This window comes from Paenibacillus sp. ISL-20, assembly GCF_018613005.1.
In the GTDB taxonomy this organism is placed as follows: Bacteria; Bacillota; Bacilli; order Paenibacillales; family Paenibacillaceae; genus Paenibacillus_AQ.
On sequence record NZ_JAGGRD010000001.1, the window covers coordinates 164,708 to 180,127 of the forward strand.

The following is a 15,420-nucleotide window of genomic DNA, read 5'->3' on the forward strand; positions in this document are numbered from 1 at the left end:
ATATTCACTACATCAAAGGGGGAGTAAAACAATGAGATTCAAAGGTAGAACATGGTCGCTGCTCATGCTGCTGCTCGCATTTACGATTGTTGCGGCAGGCTGCGGCGGAAACAGCGGAAGCGGCAAAGGGGCAAGTGAAGGCGGCGGAGAGAGCAAGCCGGTGACAAAAGATAACAAAGATGTTGTCATTGCGATTAACGCCAACTTCATTACGCTTGACCCTCACAATGCCGGAGACACGCACTCCATTTCCGGTGCACGCACGATGTACGAAGGTTTAATGGGCTTCAACGAGAAAATGGAACTTGTTCCTGTGCTGGCTGAAGACTACAAGATCAGCGAAGACGGCCTGACTTACACATTCAATCTGCGCAAGAACGTTAAGTTCCATGATGGAACGGATTTCAACGCAGAAGCTGTAAAAGTCAACCTGGATCGCATCATGGATGAAAAGAACAACCTTAGAATGCGTAAAAGCTTTTCTACCGTCGCCGATGTTCAAACTCCGGATGACCACACGGTTGTCATCACCCTTAGCCAACCGTACAACGCTTTCTTGAACAAAACCGCGATGGCGCCTATGATCAGTCCGAAAGCGCTCAAAGAAAGTGCTGACATCACGAAGAACCCTGTAGGTACGGCAGCATACAAGTTCAAGGAATGGATTCAAGGTGACCGCCTTGTTGTTGTAAAGAATGAAGATTACTGGCAAGAAGGTCTTCCGAAGGTAGACAGCATTACGTTCAAACCGGTACCGGAGAACGGTTCCCGGATCGCAATGCTGAAGACAGGCGAAGCGGATTTTATCTATCCAATGCCAACCGAACAAGTCTCTGAAGTAGAAGGCGATTCCAATATTGTCATTGATAAGATCGATTCCACCATCGTTCGTTATATTACACTGAACACCATGAAGAAGCCTTATGACGATCTGAAGGTTCGTCAAGCCATCAACTATGCAATTGATAAAGATGCTTACATTAAAGTGGTTAAATCCGGACTGGGTTCGAAGCTGAAGTCTTCCATGTCCTCTATGACACAGCACTACTCCGAGCAATCCGGTTATGAGTATGATCTGGAGAAAGCTAAAGCTCTCTTGGCGGAAGCAGGATATCCAGACGGATTCGAAGCTGAGATTTGGGGAGAGAACGATTCCGAAACGGTAAAAGGCATGCAGTTCATTCAGCAGCAGCTGGCTCTGGTCGGAATCAAAGTGGATCCGAAACCGATGGAGGGTGCTACCCTGTCCGATCAGATTAACTCGGCTGCGCCGGAAAACGCAAAAATTCAAATGTGGTACGTAAGCTGGTCCCCTTCGTCAGGCGATGCCGACGGCGCAACAAAAGGTCTATTCAGCAGCGAGTTCTTCCCGCCGGCTGGTTCCAATACGGCTTACTACAAGAACGACAATGTAGACCAATGGATCAAGGATGCTAACGCATCCGTAAAAGCTGAAGATGCAAAAGAAATCTATGCGAACATCCAAAAACAAATCTGGGAAGACGCTCCTTGGGCATTCCTCGGGGTCGATCAGGTCATCACCGGCAAGAGAGCTTATCTTGAAGGCGTTAAAGCCCTTCCGGACGGATCGATCAGCGTGATCAACGCAGAAGTCAAATAATCAGGCAGCGAAGAGCTTGCTAAACGTATACCTTGTGGTGGGCCGCCTCTTGAATCAATAAGGAAGCGGCCCATCGTATTTTAAAAAGCTGGCATGTTGAAAGGAGGCACATCCTTTGGGAAGATATGCAATTCAGAGGCTGCTGGGTGTTATCCCGCTGTTGTTCGTTGTATCCATTCTTGTATTTATGTTCATTCACCTTATTCCTGGAGATCCGGCACGACTTGTTGCAGGTAAGGATGCCACCCTTGAGGAGATCAACGGGATTCGAGAGCAGCTAGGCTTAAACTTGCCGCTATGGCAGCAGTATGTGAACTACATGAGTGATCTGTTGAAGGGTGACTTGGGTGTATCCGTTACTTCCGGTTTGCCGGTGACGGACATGTTGGAAAGCCGCTTTTTCCCGACGATTGTCCTGACCTTTACCAGCCTTGGCTGGGCATTGGTTATTGGTCTGATCATTGGTATCATATCTGCCGTCAACCGCGGAAAATGGCCGGACTATATCGGGATGTTGACTGCGATATCCGGTATTTCCCTGCCAGGCTTCTGGCTTGGACTTGTACTTATTCAAATTTTCTCCGTTGAGCTGGGCTGGTTCCCGACCGGCGGTGTCGACAGCTGGCAGTCCTATATTCTGCCTTCCTTTACGCTGGGGGCCGGGATTATGTCCATGTTGGCAAGATACTCTCGTTCTTCGATGCTGGAGACGATGCGTGAGGATTATGTCCGGACGGGACGCGCGAAGGGTCTGCGGGAATTCGTCGTTGTCGGCAGACACGCGCTGCGCAACTCCCTGATTCAGGTCGTAACCGTTGCGGGGCTGCAGTTCGGATTTTTGCTGGGCGGCTCGGTTATGGTTGAGACGGTATTCAGTATTCCTGGCATGGGGCGTCTCTTGGTAGACTCGATCGCGTTCCGGGATTATACCGTCATTCAAGCGCTTTTACTGCTGTTTGCAGCCGAATTTATCCTGATTAACCTGATTGTCGATTTATTGTACGGTGTACTGAATCCAAAAATCCGGTATGCATCGAAATAGGAGGGGGAACCCATGAGCGACAATTCAACAGTGACGGTCAATTCCTCCGTACCGGAGGATACGCTTGCGAAGAGTCAGGCGACTGGCAAATTCAAAGCGTTTACGTCTAAATTCATGAAGCAAAAGCTTGCCGTTATATCAAGCGGATTTATCTTGATATTGTTAGTGCTGGCGGTGATCGGTCCGCAAATCGTTCCGTATCCTCCGAATGAGCCGAACTATGATGCGATGATGCAAGGCCCGTCGGCTGCCCATTGGGCAGGCACGGACGAGTACGGCCGTGATATTCTGAGCCGCTTGATCGACGGTACCCGGTTGACTATGGCGGTCAGCTTAAGCGCGGTATTTATATCCGCAGTTCTCGGTACGATTCTCGGCCTGATTAGTGGCTACTATGGCGGCTGGATCGACCGTCTCATTATGCGGGGAAGTGACGTCATGTTCTCATTTCCTGACCTGCTGCTTGCCATCGGAATCGTGGCTATTTTGGGGCCGGGCTTATCCAATGTGGTGATCGCGGTGGCAGTCTTCGGGACGCCGTCGTTTGCCAGAATCATTCGAAGCGTGACACTCTCCGCGAAGGAGTCTTTATATGTAGAGGCAGCACGGTCCATGGGCGCCAAACATAACCGGATTATATGGAAGCATATTTTTCCTGAGACGGTTCCCAGCATCATTGTCAACGTATCGATGAGAATCGGCGGCGCCATTCTGGCAGCTTCTTCGTTAAGCTTCCTCGGACTCGGTGCCAAGCCGACGGAACCGGACTGGGGCGCCATGCTTAGCATGGGGCGCGATTACTTGAGTATTGCACCTCATATCGTGTATTACCCGGGACTTCTCATATTCCTGACCGTGCTTGCATTTAACCTGATCGGTGACGGACTGAATGATGCCCTTGATCCGAAAACGAAAAACTAATAGGGGGGATAGATCGTGACGCAAACATTGCTTGAAGTAAAAGGCCTCAAAACCGAGTTCAAACGCGATGGTTCATCGGTGCTTGCCGTAGCAGGGGTCGATTTTCACATCAATAAAGGCGAAGTGCTCGGACTCGTGGGTGAATCCGGATGCGGCAAAAGCGTGACCTCCCTGTCCATCATGAGGCTCCTTAAAGATACGCCCGGCAGAATATCCGGGGGCTCGGTAAGTTTTGAGGGTAAGGATCTCGTACAAATGTCGGAAAAAGAAATGCGCCGCTATCGCGGAAATGAGCTGGCCATGATCTTCCAAGAGCCGATGACATCGCTGAATCCCGTCCTTCGTATCGGGAAACAGCTGGAGGAATCCATCATGCTGCACTTGGGTTATAGCCGCAAGAAGGCGCGGCAGCATGCCATCGACTCGCTCAAACTCGTGGGTATTCCGCGGGCCGATGAAGTTGTGGATGACTATCCGCACCAATTGTCCGGCGGTATGCGACAGCGGGTCATGATTGCGATGGCGATGTCCTGCAATCCGAAGCTGCTGATTGCTGACGAGCCGACCACCGCCCTTGACGTCACGATTCAGGCTCAGATTCTGGATCTGATGAATCGACTGAAGACCGAGCAGGAAATGGGCATGCTGCTTATTACCCATGATCTTGGCGTCGTGGCCGAAATGTGCGACCGGGTGGTTGTCATGTACGCAGGCAGAGTCGTGGAAGAGGCGACGGTTGAAGAGCTGTTCGAGAATCCTCAGCATCCGTACACCAAAGGACTCATTCATTCAGTGCCCAAGCTTAGACAAAAGGTGCGCCGTTTGGAATCCATTCCAGGGAATGTGCCGGATCTGCGGAACATGCCGAAAGGCTGCAAGTTTGCCCCGCGGTGTCCGTTCGTGATGGAGCAGTGTCTCTCCCAGGAGCCGGAGCTTCTCCCTGTCGCACATGAAGAACATCGTAAGAGCCGCTGCTGGCTGACACAGGAAGGTCACTCGAAGGGAGGAGAAACCGCATGAAAGAAACACCTCTATTAGAAGTAAAGAATTTGCAGAAATCATTCACGGTGAAAAAAGGGTTCTTCGGTACGTCCAAGCAGCTTCGTGCCGTGGATGGAATCTCTTTCGCGATCCATAAGGGCGAAACCTTCAGTCTGGTTGGCGAAAGCGGCTGCGGCAAATCGACGACAGGCCGCTTGGTGACCCGTCTGCTGACGCCAAATAGCGGCGAGGTCCTGTTTAACGGAACGGATATTAGCGGATACAATGAGAATCAGATGCGCCCGCTGCGCAAAGACATGCAGATGGTCTTCCAGGATCCTTACGCTTCCCTTAATCCTAGGATGAAGGTCAAAGAACTGGTCGCAGAGCCCTTGCTCATTCATACCAAGCTGAGCACCAAAGAGCGGGACAAACTGGCTTGCGAGCTGCTGGAGACGGTCGGATTGAACAGCTTCCATGCCGAACGCTTTGCCCATGAGTTTAGCGGCGGTCAGCGGCAGCGGATCGGCATTGCCAGAGCACTGTCCGTGCGCCCGAATCTGATCGTAGCCGACGAACCAGTATCTGCGCTTGATGTTTCCATCCAATCGCAGGTGCTGAACCTGCTGCAGGATCTTCAGGAGGAGTACGGCCTGACTTATCTGTTCATCTCCCATGATCTCAGCGTGGTTGAGCATATCAGTGATCGGATTGGTGTCATGTATCTGGGCGCGCTGGTGGAGACGGCCGATAAAGATACCCTATATGACCGCCCACTGCATCCTTATACTCAAGCCCTGCTGTCCTCGGTACCCGTTCCGGATCCGAAGCAGAAGAAGGAACGGATCATTCTGAAGGGGGATCTGCCGAGTCCGGTGAATCCGCCGACAGGCTGCCGCTTCCATACACGCTGTCCATCCTGCATGGAAGTGTGCAAACAGATTACGCCCGTTTATCGTGAGGTGGAGCCGGGCCATCAGGTGGCATGCCATTTATATGACGAAGAAATCATGAAAAACGCTTAACAGCGTTGATTCTTTTATAAAGGAGGGAAGACCTCGATATGAACATCACAATAGATGAAGCTTCATTGGCAGATACTTCGATTTATGTGGTTTATGAGGGCGAGGAGTCTCATTTTCGTTTAACGGAATCTCGAAAGCATAGCATGAAGCTGACTTGGTTCTATGGCCGCTCCGATCAAGAAGCGGACGATCTCGTTGTTGGAATGGGGCAGCGCTCGAACCTGACGTTGGAGCAAGTGCGCAGAATAGGCGCATCAGCTGCGAGAGCACTGCTCAAGGAATACAAATCAAGCGCAGTACTGATACGCACCTCAATCCGCGATGACCGGGCTTCTTCCCGGATTTCGGTGGAAGAAGAACTTCAGGCGTGGGTTGAAGGCTGGATGTATGGATTATATCAATTCAATAAGCATCGCGGGGTTACGGCCAATCTGCAGGCTCTGTCCCTAAATCTTCGACAGGAAGATTGGCAGGGGCTTTCCCGTGAAGAGATGGAAGCCATCATACGGACGGCAGAAATCCGAATCGAAGGGACGCAGCTCACCCGAGACCTGGTGAATGAATCACCGGAAACGCTAAATCCGGAAGCGTTTGTTGCGGTTGTCGAGGATCGTTTCAAGAAGGCACCCGTTCAGCTTCATGTGTATCGCGGACAAGAGCTCCATGATCGGCAGATGAACGGTCTGATCGCTGTGGGTGCCGGCAGCAAATACGAGCCTGCCATGATTGAGATTTCCTATAATGGGGTGGATTCCGAGAAGGAAAGTCCTCATATTGTGCTCATTGGCAAAGGCGTAACCTTTGATATGGGCGGGATGAACGTCAAAATCGGCCGAGACATCAGCGATGCTCGTATGGATATGGGAGGCGCTGCAGCCGTCGTGGGTGCCATGGATATTCTGGTATCGCAAAAAGCTCCGGTACGAGTAACGGCGCTTATAGCCGTTGCGGATAATTTATCGGGACCGGATGCAATGCTTCCTTCTTCCGTTGTTCATTACCCGAATGGTTTAAGCGTTCAGGTAGCGAATACGGATGGGGAGGGGAGATTGATCATTGCGGATGCGCTGCTGCATGCAGCGAAACTTGGCGCAGATAAGGTGATTGATATCGCAACCCTTACCGGTAATGTCGGAGCTGCACTGGGCTTGGAGATTGCGGGCATCTGGGGTGATCAACAGATTACGGCCGATTTGGTTGAGATCGGTGAGCGTAACGGAGAGCGCCTATGGCCTATGCCGCTGATGGACGAGTACGAATCGGATCTCAGAAGCGATTATGCCGATCTGAAAAATGTGGGTACGTCAACTTTGGCAGGCGCTATAACGGCTGCGCTGTTTATCCGTCATTTTGTGGCGGATTCCATAAAATGGGTGCACATCGATATGGCGGGCACGGTCCAGTATAAAAGGGAATTCCCCCACTCCGCAGCGGGGGCGACCGGCTATGGTGCAAGATTGCTCGCCGATTATGTGGAGAAGCAGTTTCTCCATGCATAAAGAATCAACTTCAGTAAGGAGTGACGACGATGCTGCTTGAAATAATCGCAACATGCATGGATGATGCCATCACAGCAGAGAAGAATGGCGCGGACCGTCTGGAATTAATCACAGCGATAACCGAAGGCGGGCTTACGCCGGGAATCGGGCTTGTTGAAGAGGTTGTGAAAGCCGTTCAGATCCCTGTACATGTCATGGTCAGACCTCATAGCAGATCCTTTGTGTACAACGAACATGATATAGCTACCATGATGGCGGAGGTTAAGGCGATCCGCAAGGCAGGTGCAGCTGGCGTTGTGCTTGGCATGCTGACTCCGGAAGGGAAGATTGACGAGGACTCCTTGGTCAAAATGCTGGAATGGACAGGAGATATGCAAGTCACGTTCCACCGGGCTTTTGATGAACTGAAGGATCAGTTCGAAGGACTGCGTACATTGCAGAAATACCCGTCGGTTACCCGTGTCCTAACGTCAGGAGGGCCGCAGCCTGCACCGCAGGCCATCCCGAGAATTCGGGAGCTTGTAGAACAAACGGCAGGCAGTGAACTTAAAATATTGGCCGGCAATGGTCTGAAGTGGGAAATCATACACGATTTTATCGACCGGACCGGTGTGAGCGAGGTCCATTTCGGCTCAGCTGTTCGGTACGGTCGATCAGGGCTGAAGCCCATCGATCCGGTCGAGCTGCGATCGCTGGCTGAGAGCATACATCAATAGAAGTAGCAAACCTATCGGAAACAGGTGAACAAAAATTGCAAACCGTATGGAATAAACAGCAAGAATTTGTGGTTGGCGTTGACCTTGGGGGTACGAAGATCGCGGCAGCGCTCTTTGATTCCGAAGGACAGCTGCTGAACCGGGAGCAAATGGAGACAGCGGGTGCGCGTACGGCTGAAGAAGTGGTCGCGAGAATTACGAACATGATCCGCAGCGTGTCGGACGGCCACCCTCTTCGAGGCGTAGGGATGGCTTCACCCGGAACAGTTAACAGTAGGGAGGGGATTGTCATTCATGGTACGAATCTGCCGGAATGGACGAATGTCCCCCTCAAAGCCTGGATGGAACGTGATCTGCATACGGAGGTTCAGGTGCTGAATGACGCGAATGCAGCCGCATGGGGAGAGTATGTAAGAGGTGCCGGAAGAGGGTCGACGAACATGGTGTACGTGACGCTAAGCACCGGCATCGGCTCAGGGATCGTGCTGGATGGGAAGCTGTTCCTGGGCAGCAGTTCATTTGCTGGGGAACTGGGACATCATATCATTGATCCGAACGGTCCGCAGTGCAATTGCGGGAGCCACGGCTGCTGGGAGGTATTTGCTTCAGGAACGGCCATCGGCCAGGCAGCATCCCAGCGGATGCTCACCCAGCCCAGCGTAATTTCTGAACTGGCCGCATCTGAGGCGGGAGTGAACGCCAAGCATGTGTTTGAGGCAAAACGACTTCATGACCCCGTCGCAGTAGAGGTCATCGATCGTGCCATCTATTATATGGCGCTTGGACTGGTTAACGTCATTCACAGCTTCAACCCCGATCGCATCGTGATTGGAGGGGGAGTAAGCAGAGCGGGCGATCTTTTATTTCCGCAGCTGCGGGAAATGACAGATAAGCTGGTCATGCCATCCTATTTAGGCACGTACGAGATCGTTCCTGCAGGACTTCGGGATGATGTTGGTTTGGTTGGAGCTGCGGCCTTGTTCCAATAGCATAGGGGTAAAGAGAAGGTTACGGATAGGATAAAGGATGGAATAGAGCTTAGATAGAGAGCGTTCGGATTGGCAACGCAGTTTCATGTTAACCGTGCTTAAGTGAATTAGACAAAAGCCGCCCTTCTGGGGCGGCTTTCCAATTATTCATAGATAGCGGGAAACGGAGCGATCATTTTTTTTCGTAATAAGTCCGTAACATGTGACAGGTGACAGGCGTGAACCGTAAGCCGTCATCCGTTTTCACTGGAGGCGATTTTTTGGTTTCCTGGTTAGGTTTGTTTGTATCCGACAAACAATAAACGGTTGCTCACACTTTCCCGCGATGCCGGCGGAAACCGCCGGCTCCAAACCCGCACGTGGGGTGACCTGTAGACTTGGAGCCGGCGGCTGCCGCTATTCCATGTACTTGGATGCGTCAAACGTAATCATGGACGTATGATTGGCATGTTCAATCAGTGAAGAGAGCTTGGTTACTTCGCGTTCCTTCTTGCGCGCTTGCGCCTGATAAGCTTCCGGATCATATAAAGCGACGTTGAACAGCGTTACGGCACCGTCTCCGCTGCCACGGCTGCTCTGGCGCTCCAGCTTCTTGCGGGAGCCGAGATGGGCAAGCTGCCCGATATTGCTGCGTATCTGCTTGGCCAGCTCGATCGCTTCCATGATGGTCATGTCGGAGCCGTTCCAGCTAATGGTTTGCGTTGTATTGGAGATTGCCATCAGCAAATCCAGCTTTCTGTAATCCGCCGCGGCCGCTTCGATCTCTTCCGTAATGACATCCACGCTGCGCGTAGGGTATTCCGCCGTCTCCCCTTTTTCAATGATCGTGCTGCTGTTGTTCAATCGTTCCGACATCAATTGATTGATGAGACGGTTGATTGCTGCCCGGACAGCCAAAGCTTCTGCCATCGTAATTTGACTCATAAGGGATGGATCACCTCTTTAATTTCATTTCTGATTATGTAAACGCGTAGTTCTGTAAAAAGTTGCTAGATTATTAAAAAAAGCAGTTCGAGAAGGAAGCAGAGTTACATAATTGTCATGACTGTGTGAGATGGTAACAAATATCCGGCAGAAATTCTTCATCTTTACGACAGCTCCAAACATAAAATGATAGATTTTTAGGATATGATTGACAGCATCCTTGCTTGTATACTATATTAAGAGAAGGTTACAAAACGTTAATGAATTTTGCCGAATTTCGTTTGTGAAAACGGGGGAACCGTCTTGGGTGAATTACTCTTGTATAGAGAGTATAGGGAACCTTCAACCGAACCTTTAGCTAACTCCGTAGGCATCGAAGGAGAGAACATATTTTGAAGAAGTTTGTCATCACTTTGCTAGGGTCTGCAATTATTTTTTCTTCTGGTGCCGTATCAGCATTTGCTGATCAACAACCGAATTTTCAATATCAAGTGAAGCAATTGGTAGGAACGCCATACAAATGGGGCGGAACGACCACTAGCGGGTTTGATTGCTCCGGATTTATTCTGTACATGTTTAGAAATTTCGATATGGATCTTCCACGCACATCCCAAAGCCAGGCTAGCGCCGGGGAACATGTGGATCGCGAAGATCTGCGTGTTGGAGATCTGGTATTCTTCAATACGAGCGGCAGCGGAATTTCTCATGCAGGCGTTTACATTGGTGATGGAGAATTTGCACATGCTTCCAGCAGCAAGGGAGTCAGAATCAGCAAGCTTAGCGATTCATATTACGAGCCGCGTTATGTCACGGCACGTCGTGTGTTGAGTCAAGAAAATTATGCGAGACTGGTAGGAAGCGCAAGCTAATTGAATTACATTGCAGTTTAGGGTTCAATACATAATCAGAAAGCCTGACCAAGGGATGTCCTTGTCAGGCTTTCTTTTTTTTAGATATCAGAAAGTATAAACTTCGAAGCTTGTGACTTCCTGATATCGCAAGAAAAACGTCTACTAACTGCGGTCTGTCAACTGTGAAAGTATGTCGATAGAAGTTTTTCTTACTATAAGTCTGTCAATCCCACAGGGGTTGTTCGGTTACTCCTTAACAACAGAGGCATTCACAGCTGCTTCCATCCCGTTATTATAGAGACGGAACAGGCCAAGACGCCAGAAAGCAGCACCTTTCAGATCATAGCGTTTGGCCAAACCGAGCTTATCGTCCACGGAAGTACCGGTTTCGCTAAATAGGCTGATGCCGAGTAGGAGCTTCTGCTTCGGGACACCTGCTTGGAGTGCCAACTGGATCGCTTGGTCCACCAGGCTGTTTGGTTCGGGTACCTGAGATTTGGTTCCGACCGGATTGTACTGATAGGCCATAACGATGAGATCATCGGCGATGGAGGCCAGCGCTTTGTAATCGTAACCTTTATAGGCGCTGTTCAATGGCGGTACCGCTAAGGACAGGGTAATGTCTTTGGGCAATGCTGCCTTCAATTGCTTGACATAATCATTGAGCAGCTTCTGCTGTTTCACGGCATCCAGTTTAAAACCGAGCCCTTCAAAATCAAGCACAACGCCGCCGAATCCATTTTCTGCAACCGCGGATGTGATGCCTTCAATGGACTTTTGGCGCAGGCTGCTGTCGCTCAGGACTTTGGTTAATTCGCCGTTTCCATCTAAGGCATAGACCATGAGGTATGGTTTAATCTTCTGGTCCGCAGCATCAGCAACAATCGATTGAGGTGTCACATCTCCGTCCGAAGCGGGCAGGCGGTATTCGTTACCTTGAAGCGTAAACTGACCTTCACGATCGATGCGGCTCCATCCAAAGGCGACTGAATTCATCGATCCCACGAGATCCAGCTCTTGGTAAGATTCTATGGCATAGAAAGCTCTCAAATGCATCTCGCGCTGCGGCGATACAAGGGAGACCGTGCGAGTTGCCTGATTCCAGCCCACATCGACACCGAATTGGCTGCTGAACGAGCTAAGCGGGATCAGTACACGGCCTTCCCGTTGAACTGGCGGGGCCGCAAGCTTCACTTGTTTTCCATTGACGGTTGCTGTCGTGCTTCCTACCTGAAGTAACACTTCAGTCGATTGGCCTTTCACACTGCCGATGGCCTTTACGGTTTGCGTCTTGCTATTCCAGGTGATTTGAATGCCCAGCGCTTCACCGACCGTCCGGAATGGAACGTAGGTGACCCCTTTGTCTACCCGCGGAGCCGCATCAAAGGTTAGCGTAACATCATCCAGCTTTACCGATATGGCAGGCTCAGCATGTACCTGACCAACATGGGGTGCGGTGCCGAGCAAGGATAAGGCAAGAACGGCAGCGACAGCTGTTTTTCCTATTTGTTTATGCAGCATGCTTTGGTATTTCCTCCGATCCATTAAATAATAGAATGATTTCATAGAATATGGAATTAGGTCTAGCATACGCTAGTATAGCAAAATTTTCATAGAGTTCCAATTCCAAGATGTCAATGTCATAGAATAGATAAGAGTAAGCATGTTGATTTTTTAAACTTTCCGGTATAATAAATGAAGGATTTTATACATAACCTGATGATTACATGCATAGGGGGATAACGCGCGTGTTTAAATTCTGGAAAAACAAAAAGGGTAGGAATAGCGAAGACAACAACTCGCCCATCCCGGAAGAGATGATCGAAGCCGTACCGGATCGGATCATTGAACTAACAGGTCGCGAGGTTCGTCGCAGTGTGGCGCCTGTTCTTGGCATGACGGTGCTTGATCTGGCCGAACGGAATGACGTGGACTGGAACTCTTTTTGCAAAAGAGGAACTTGTGCGCGCTGCCGCTGCATGGTGGCGGAGGGAATCGAGTATTTGTCCGAGCCCAATCTGGCCGAAGAACAACGCTTGGATCCTGAGGAGATCGAAGAAGGATATCGTCTGGGATGCCAGAGCAAGATCGAAGCGGTCGGTCCCATCAAAATCAAGCATGCCCCATACTTTTGACGACATAGAAGGCGGATGCCGTCCATATTTAAAAAATCAGGCAGCCGTACAATGGATATAATCCCCTTCAAGTAGACAGTGCGAAGAAAGAGCACATCCGTTTACTTGGAGGGGATTTTTCATGGGGAACAAAAGTAAGCCACCTTGATAAACAAACTTCGTTTCCCGGGATGTTGTTGAAAATATCTATCAGATTTGAGACTAGCGCCTTTTGCCACATTTTACTAGAATGACTATACTACTAATATCTTGTAAAAAACAGACTATAGATAATTTGCGGAGATACTCAAAAAAACCTCCGCTGCGATCGATCGGTGACCATGGTTTTATGAGTTCTTATCATTACTCGTGGCCGGACCGACCATCAAGGGAGATGTCCTGCTCGCACGAAGCCGCTTTTAAAGGAGGCGACCGTTATGAATTCGATCTGGTCCATCCGAACCGGAATTCGGGATTTCCTGGAGTCTATCTATCGAACTGGCCGGTCCTGGATTGAGAAATATCCGTTTATTAAAACGGCGTATACGATATTTTCCTGGTTGTCTCTAATCCTGTTTGTTTTAAGCTTGTTTTTCGTTAAAGAATCGCGTACCATGATGGTTCAATATTTATGGTCGTTTTATGTACTCCTGCAATTTTGGTTTCTATGCCGAAGCAAAACGATACCGTGGAAGCAGATTGTGCTGTTCGTTCTGGCAGGCGTTTTTCTTGTCGTACCTTTTACGACGCTTACAGTCAATGCTCTCCACGTGCTTTTCGGCGGAAGCACATCTGACACCTGGTCCATTGCCGTGATCACGCCAATTTTCGAAGAATTGTGGAAGCTCCTTCCGCTAGGCATATTTCTGTTGTTCTCGCGTCGAGCTTCCGCTTTGAGTTTAAGCGATTACACGCTCATCGGCGCGGCGACCGGCGTTGGCTTTCAACTGATGGAAGAGCTCTCCCGAAGATGGCTAAGTTCCGGCCCACTTGCGGAAAAGTTCGGCTACAGCTTTACATGGATGGGCGGCGAAACGATCCATTGGGATTTGTTCTCGCTGTTTCCCGGGCGTTTCGAAGAAAGTGTCTTTCCGACGCTGATGACCGTCGGTCATCCTGTGCATACCGCCATGATCGCGCTTGCGTGCGGAATAGCCTATCGGCTGCGGACAAAACTGACGAAATGGGTTTTTCTGTTCCCGGCAATGATGTTGCTGTGGGCCATCCTGGATCACGCGGCTTATAACGGTCAGTATCAGCTGCCGGGTTGGGTGTTACGGCTTCATGATTGGACCGGCAGCGGTTATAAAACTCAGCCGGCCTTCCTGCTGATGCTGCTCGCATCGATTACTGCCGACTATTGGTCGCTGAACAAAATACGAATCCGCCTGCCGTCGCTGCCGAACGAGCCGCTGCTTAATCCGTTTACCGAGCTGTGGAATATGACCCGCTCTTTTTGTCTGGACCGTGGGAAATTCGTATATTGGCTAGGATTTTACCGGGAGCGCAGGGAGCTTGGATTTCATTTGCTTTATGGAAATGAAGAAGCGGCTGGTAGACAGGAGCCTATCGATGCTCGGGTAAAAGCTCTTTGCCAGGCGTTAACCGGACTCGCTATAATTCTGCTCGTGGCCGGTCTGTTCGCAGGCATCGGGGCACACACGAGCGGAGGAGAACCGGCATGTTTCGCCTGCATGTTCGACTCGCTGCAAGATTGGTGGGATCGGCTGGATTGGTATGAACAGGGCGCGATCCTTCTTGGAGCTCTTGCCTTGTCACTGCTGTTCGTTGGATTCTGGCCGGCTTTTGGCATCGCAATGACAGGGATGGGAATCGCCGGGAGCGGTCATGAGATTGCCGGTTATATCCGCGATCCGAAGAAGCTGTTGACTCCCGAAAATGCGCTTTCCGTGGCTGCAGGCATTGTATTAAGCCGAATCCCATTCGGCAAAGCGTTAAGCTGGGCAGGAAAGAAAGGACGCCGCTATGTGCGCAAGCTTCTGGATAAGCTCGGTTCCCGGAAGCCGGATATCGACGTCCCGGTTAAACCGAAACCTCCGAAGCATGACGGCCCGAGCAAGCATCAGGACGATCCCAAGAAGCCGGATGATGATCCCAAAAAGCCGGATGACGAGCCCAAGAAGCCGGATGACAATCCCAAGAAGTCAGATGACGATTCGCCACCGAATAAGGATAAAGCCGATGAGGGGACGGAACAAGATAAGACCATAGGCAGCATCGTTAAGGTTAAAGATAAAACAATATATACGAATCCAGCTGGAAATGAACTTACTTGGGTTGATCAATCTCCGAAAAATATTAATCGAGATATTGACCAATTCTTAAATAGTAAAGACGTTGGTAAAGCAACTGAGGCTAAGGTTGCGGACTTTGTAAGAAATGAAACAGACGTAAAAGCGTATGCACAAAAAGTTATGAGGAGTGATGGTCAAGCTGCCGGTGATTTAGACGTCGTAACAAAAGATGCGATTATTGAAGTCAAAGCATCTATTAGAGCGGTAAAAGTAGATCAATTTAATAAATTTACGGATCCAACTCATGATTTATTCTTTAATCCAGAGAATAAAAAGGTTATTTTGTATATTGATAAGTCATTGAGTAATTTAAGACCCGAACAACAAGCCATGCTGGAAACCATAAAATCTAAAGGTGTTACGATCGTTAACTCACTGGAGAAACTGAAGGGGGTTTTATAAAAGGATGGGGACTTCTGCTT

The 15,420-nt window shown here is 49.9% G+C and carries 13 protein-coding genes and 1 riboswitch; of the genes, 11 read left to right on the forward strand and 2 right to left on the reverse strand.

Features of this window, described 5'->3' with window-relative positions:
• The first annotated feature begins 31 nt into the window (after window positions 1-31).
• The 8 genes from J7E85_RS00770 to J7E85_RS00805 all read left to right on the forward strand — a co-directional run bounded on the left by J7E85_RS00770 (window position 32) and on the right by J7E85_RS00805 (window position 8,794).
• On the forward strand, window positions 32-1,621 hold the full coding sequence (locus J7E85_RS00770; protein WP_215154005.1) for a glutathione ABC transporter substrate-binding protein: 1,590 nt from the start codon (window positions 32-34) through the stop codon (window positions 1,619-1,621).
• A 115-nt stretch (window positions 1,622-1,736) separates the two neighbouring features.
• On the forward strand, window positions 1,737-2,663 hold the full coding sequence (locus tag J7E85_RS00775; RefSeq protein WP_215154007.1) for an ABC transporter permease subunit: 927 nt from the start codon (window positions 1,737-1,739) through the stop codon (window positions 2,661-2,663).
• 12 nt (window positions 2,664-2,675) lie between these two features.
• Window positions 2,676-3,584 carry an ABC transporter permease gene (locus J7E85_RS00780; RefSeq protein WP_215154009.1) on the forward strand — a complete coding sequence of 303 codons (909 nt, stop codon included), beginning with the start codon at window positions 2,676-2,678 and terminating at the stop codon, window positions 3,582-3,584.
• Between the two features lie 15 nt (window positions 3,585-3,599).
• On the forward strand, window positions 3,600-4,604 hold the full coding sequence (locus J7E85_RS00785) for an ABC transporter ATP-binding protein (protein ID WP_076322005.1): 1,005 nt from the start codon (window positions 3,600-3,602) through the stop codon (window positions 4,602-4,604).
• Window positions 4,601-5,590, forward strand: coding sequence for an ABC transporter ATP-binding protein (locus tag J7E85_RS00790; protein ID WP_194543399.1), 990 nt, complete (start codon window positions 4,601-4,603; stop codon window positions 5,588-5,590). Before J7E85_RS00785 ends, J7E85_RS00790 begins: the two co-directional genes overlap by 4 nt.
• 38 nt (window positions 5,591-5,628) lie before the next feature.
• On the forward strand, window positions 5,629-7,089 hold the full coding sequence (locus J7E85_RS00795) for a leucyl aminopeptidase family protein (protein ID WP_215154010.1): 1,461 nt from the start codon (window positions 5,629-5,631) through the stop codon (window positions 7,087-7,089).
• A 29-nt stretch (window positions 7,090-7,118) separates the two neighbouring features.
• Window positions 7,119-7,805, forward strand: coding sequence for a copper homeostasis protein CutC (locus J7E85_RS00800; protein WP_215154011.1), 687 nt, complete (start codon window positions 7,119-7,121; stop codon window positions 7,803-7,805).
• Window positions 7,806-7,840: 35 nt separating this feature from the next.
• Window positions 7,841-8,794 (forward strand): ROK family protein, encoded by a 954-nt coding sequence (locus J7E85_RS00805; RefSeq protein ID WP_215154012.1) that lies wholly within the window; start codon window positions 7,841-7,843, stop codon window positions 8,792-8,794.
• Window positions 8,795-9,190: 396 nt separating this feature from the next.
• On the opposite strand, the gene J7E85_RS00810 is transcribed toward J7E85_RS00805, so the two are convergent.
• Entirely contained in the window at window positions 9,191-9,718 is a 528-nt protein-coding gene (locus J7E85_RS00810; protein WP_215154013.1) for a DIP1984 family protein, read from the reverse strand.
• A gap of 258 nt (window positions 9,719-9,976) precedes the next feature.
• Window positions 9,977-10,107: riboswitch (cyclic di-AMP (ydaO/yuaA leader) on the forward strand.
• Between the two features lie 3 nt (window positions 10,108-10,110).
• On the opposite strand from J7E85_RS00810, the gene J7E85_RS00815 reads away from it, so the two are divergent.
• Window positions 10,111-10,587 carry a C40 family peptidase gene (locus J7E85_RS00815; RefSeq protein ID WP_215154014.1) on the forward strand — a complete coding sequence of 159 codons (477 nt, stop codon included), beginning with the start codon at window positions 10,111-10,113 and terminating at the stop codon, window positions 10,585-10,587.
• A gap of 228 nt (window positions 10,588-10,815) precedes the next feature.
• Here J7E85_RS00815 and J7E85_RS00820 read toward each other — a convergent pair whose 3' ends face one another.
• Window positions 10,816-12,090: a stalk domain-containing protein gene (locus J7E85_RS00820; protein WP_215154015.1), complete on the reverse strand. Its 1,275-nt coding sequence runs from the start codon at window positions 12,088-12,090 to the stop codon at window positions 10,816-10,818.
• A gap of 227 nt (window positions 12,091-12,317) precedes the next feature.
• Here J7E85_RS00820 and J7E85_RS00825 point away from each other — a divergent pair, with 227 nt between their 5' ends.
• Together J7E85_RS00825 and J7E85_RS00830 are read left to right on the forward strand one after the other, a co-directional pair.
• A complete protein-coding gene (locus J7E85_RS00825; RefSeq protein ID WP_098746473.1) occupies window positions 12,318-12,704 on the forward strand; it encodes a 2Fe-2S iron-sulfur cluster-binding protein in 387 nt (128 codons plus the stop codon).
• 416 nt (window positions 12,705-13,120) lie between these two features.
• Window positions 13,121-15,400, forward strand: coding sequence for a PrsW family intramembrane metalloprotease (locus tag J7E85_RS00830; protein ID WP_251035356.1), 2,280 nt, complete (start codon window positions 13,121-13,123; stop codon window positions 15,398-15,400).
• Window positions 15,401-15,420: the final 20 nt, after the last annotated feature.